Origin of the sequence: Ramlibacter sp., from assembly GCF_035706265.1 — a bacterium.
GTDB lineage: Bacteria > Pseudomonadota > Gammaproteobacteria > Burkholderiales > Burkholderiaceae_C > Ramlibacter.
This window is the reverse complement of the sequence record NZ_DASSVG010000521.1, coordinates 1-2,856: the sequence shown is the minus strand read 5'-3', so window position 1 is coordinate 2,856 and position 2,856 is coordinate 1. Positions and strand designations below refer to the sequence as shown.

Annotated in this window: 6 protein-coding genes; 5 read left to right on the top strand and 1 reads right to left on the bottom strand. The window is 71.3% G+C overall.

Annotation, left to right across the window (positions count from 1 at the left end; translation table 11 throughout):
- The 5 genes from VFM98_RS18655 to VFM98_RS18635 all read left to right on the top strand — a co-directional run.
- Positions 1-370, top strand: a 370-nt coding sequence (locus VFM98_RS18655) for a cohesin domain-containing protein (RefSeq protein ID WP_325111396.1), incomplete at its 5' end; no start/stop codon positions are given.
- Positions 371-372: 2 nt separating this feature from the next.
- Positions 373-849 carry a type II secretion system protein gene (locus tag VFM98_RS18650; RefSeq protein ID WP_325111395.1) on the top strand — a complete coding sequence of 159 codons (477 nt, stop codon included), beginning with the start codon at positions 373-375 and terminating at the stop codon, positions 847-849.
- A complete protein-coding gene (locus VFM98_RS18645) occupies positions 849-1,229 on the top strand; it encodes a type II secretion system protein (RefSeq protein WP_325111394.1) in 381 nt (126 codons plus the stop codon). The genes VFM98_RS18650 and VFM98_RS18645 overlap by 1 nt, the downstream gene beginning before the upstream one ends.
- Complete coding sequence (locus VFM98_RS18640) at positions 1,216-1,884, top strand: type II secretion system protein (protein WP_325111393.1); 669 nt, start codon at positions 1,216-1,218, stop codon at positions 1,882-1,884. Before VFM98_RS18645 ends, VFM98_RS18640 begins: the two co-directional genes overlap by 14 nt.
- Positions 1,885-1,892: 8 nt before the next feature.
- The gene (locus tag VFM98_RS18635) at positions 1,893-2,318 is read left to right on the top strand and encodes a VanZ family protein (RefSeq protein ID WP_325111392.1); all 426 of its coding nucleotides are present in this window, start codon (positions 1,893-1,895) and stop codon (positions 2,316-2,318) included.
- A gap of 232 nt (positions 2,319-2,550) precedes the next feature.
- Here the strand turns inward: VFM98_RS18635 and VFM98_RS18630 are convergent, their stop codons facing one another.
- The gene (locus VFM98_RS18630) at positions 2,551-2,679 is read right to left on the bottom strand and encodes a hypothetical protein (RefSeq protein ID WP_325111391.1); all 129 of its coding nucleotides are present in this window, start codon (positions 2,677-2,679) and stop codon (positions 2,551-2,553) included.
- Positions 2,680-2,856 lie beyond the last annotated feature (177 nt).

Below are 2,856 nucleotides of genomic sequence, written 5' to 3'. Positions count from 1 at the left end.
ATCCACCATCACCCTGCACCTGAAGGCCGACCAGCCCCTCGTCAGCACCGCGTTCCAGATCGCCTACGACCCCAAGGCGGTCAAGGTGCTGGACGTGAGCGAAGGCGAGTTGCTCAAGGCCGACGGCGCCCAGACCACCTTCTCCGCCCGCCGCGACGACGCTGCCGGCATGGTGTTCGTGGGCATCGCCCGCCCGGCCGGAGGCGAAGGCGTCTCCGGCGACGGCGCGCTGGTGCAGGTGCGGGTGCAGGGCGTGGCGGCGGCGCCGTCCGCGCCGGTGCGGATCGTGGGCTTCTCCGCGATCGGCCCCAACAACCGCATCGTGCCGGCACCGGCCACCGCTGCCGCCGATCTCGCCGTGGAGCCCTGACCATGCAACGCCCGTCGCAGCGCGGATTCACCCTGATCGAGCTGGTCGTCACCGTGGCCATCATCGGCCTGCTGGCGGCGCTGGCCGCGCCCGTGACGGAGACCGTGGTGCGCCGCGGCAAGGAGCAGGACCTGAAGGCGGCGCTGATGCAGATCCGCGATGCGCTCGACGCCTACAAGGACGCCGCCGACCAGGGCCGCATCGCCAAGGCCGCCACCGACAGCGGCTACCCCACCAGCCTCGAGGAGCTGGTGAGCGGCGTGATCGACAAGGGCAGCGCCACCGGCGCCAAGATCTACTTCCTGCGCCGGGTGCCGCGCGATCCTTTCGCCGACCACAGCCTGCCGCCCGCGCAGACCTGGCTGCTGCGCAGCTCCGAGAGCCCGCCCGACGCGCCGAGCTCGGGCAAGGACATCTACGACGTCCGCTCGATGTCCAACCAGAAGGCCCTGGACGGCAGCTTCTACCGGGAGTGGTGATGGACAAGCGCGCCAGGGGTTTCACCCTCATCGAACTGCTGATCGTGCTCGCGATCGTCGGCACGCTGCTGACCATCGCGGTGCCCAGCTACTTCGCCAGCCTGGACAACGCGAAGGAGACGTCGCTGCGGCAGAGCCTGTCGGTGATGCGCACGGCGATCGACCACTACAAGGGCGACCTGGGCAAGTACCCGGAATCGCTGGAGGAACTGGTGAGCGCCAAGTACCTGCGCAGCATCCCGGCCGACCCGATCACCGGCGCCGTCGACCAATGGGTGGTGGAAACCGGCGGCGAGGCCGGCCAGTCCGGCGGCGTGAAGGACGTGCGCAGCGGCGCCCCTGGCAACGGCAAGGACGGCACTCCGTATGCGAGCTGGTAAGGCGCGCGCGCAAGGCGGCTTCACCTACCTGACGGTGCTGTTCCTGGTGGTGCTGCTCGGCATCGGCCTGGCCGGCACCGGCGAGACCTGGAGCCTCACCAGCCGGCGCGCGCGCGAGAAGGAGCTGCTGTGGGTGGGCAACCAGTACGCCCGCGCGATCCGCTCCTACTACATGCAGTCGCCGGGCGCGCGCCAGTTCCCCGCCCAGCTCGAGGACCTGCTGGAGGACCGCCGCTTCCCCATCCCGCGGCACCACCTGCGCCAGCTCTATGCCGACCCGATCACGCGCGAAGGCTTCCAGACCGTGCTGGCCGAGGACGGGCGCATCGGCGGCGTGCGCAGCCGCTCCGACGACACGCCCCTGAAGCAGGACAACTTCCCGGCGAAGTTCCGCGACTTCAAGGGTGCCACGCAGTATTCCGACTGGCTGTTCATCGCCGACAACCTGCCCGGCTCGCCGCGCAACCCGAACGCCGCTGCGGTGGATCCGGCCACCGGCATGCCCCCGGGCACGCCGGCGTCGGGCCCGGGGGCGACGGCGAACCCCGGCGCGCCCGCCACCGCGACGCCCACGTCCGCCGACACCGGCACGCCGGGCACGGCCACCCCGACTCCGGCCGCCCGCCCCGGGCCGGTCATCTCGATCAAGCGCTGAGGTACGCCATGGCCACCTTGTTCCTTCCCGCCCTCTCCGCCGCCCTGCGCGTGATGCTGCTCCTCGCCACCATCGGCGTGCTCCTGCTGATGGTGGTGCCGTACGGCGTGATCGAGTACCTGCGCAACGAGTTCGCCCTGGTCGATGGCATCGCGTATTTCGTGCACAGCATCGCGCCCGGAGGCAACCCCGACCATGCCGTGGCCTTCGGCCTGCTGGGGGTCTTCATCTGGATCGCGCGACCCCGCGCTCCGGCATGGCGCGCGGCCCTCGGGCTGCTGGCACTCGGGGTCGCCACCGAGGTCGTGCAGCTCTGGATCCCGAGCCGCCATCCGTCGGTCTCGCACGCGGTGCTCGACGTCCTTGGCGGCGTCGCCGGCTGGTGCTTCGCCTGGCTGGCGAACTACGCCTGGGGCGCGCAGGCGCGCGCCTGAGGCGGCCAGCGCCGCCTTCCTGCTCCCGCTCCGGTCTGCCGGCCGCCGGGCCCTCGTGCGGGCCGGCCGGCCTGCGTGGCATGCGTTCGCGTGGCGAGCGCCCGCGGTGCACCGGCGCGCGGGGGCCAAGCGAAAAAAACGCCCGCCCAGAAGCGCCATGCCGGTGAAGGCATGCAGGAACGGCACTCCCGGGCGGGCAACACTTCGCTCTCCTTGCGAAACCGGTTCTTCTTCATCCGAGGACGACGTGGAGGGCCACCGTGCCGCCCGGCGGGGGCAGCAGCGCGAGGTCGGCCTGGGCCGCAGCCTTGGCGATCGAAGGCAGCAAGGCGGCTGGGATCAGGTGGGGGCGTCGGTTCACGTGGGTCCTTGATCTACTGACCTCAGCATTTTTCAGGCCTGCCCCAAAACGCCGCGGGCAGCGCCTCTTGCGAGGACGCTGCCCGGGCCGCCGCATTGCTGCGGGGGGAAATTTCCCCATCCCCGGGGATCCCCGCTGCTGCCAGCACGCAGCTTTGGGGAATCCGGCGATGGGTCG

Coding starts and splice junctions, on each gene's coding strand:
- VFM98_RS18635 (WP_325111392.1), top strand. CDS start 1,893: ATGGCCACCTTGTTCCTTCCCGCCCTCTCCGCCGCCCTGCGCGTGATG.
- VFM98_RS18645 (WP_325111394.1), top strand. CDS start 849: ATGGACAAGCGCGCCAGGGGTTTCACCCTCATCGAACTGCTGATCGTG.
- VFM98_RS18650 (WP_325111395.1), top strand. CDS start 373: ATGCAACGCCCGTCGCAGCGCGGATTCACCCTGATCGAGCTGGTCGTC.
- VFM98_RS18640 (WP_325111393.1), top strand. CDS start 1,216: ATGCGAGCTGGTAAGGCGCGCGCGCAAGGCGGCTTCACCTACCTGACG.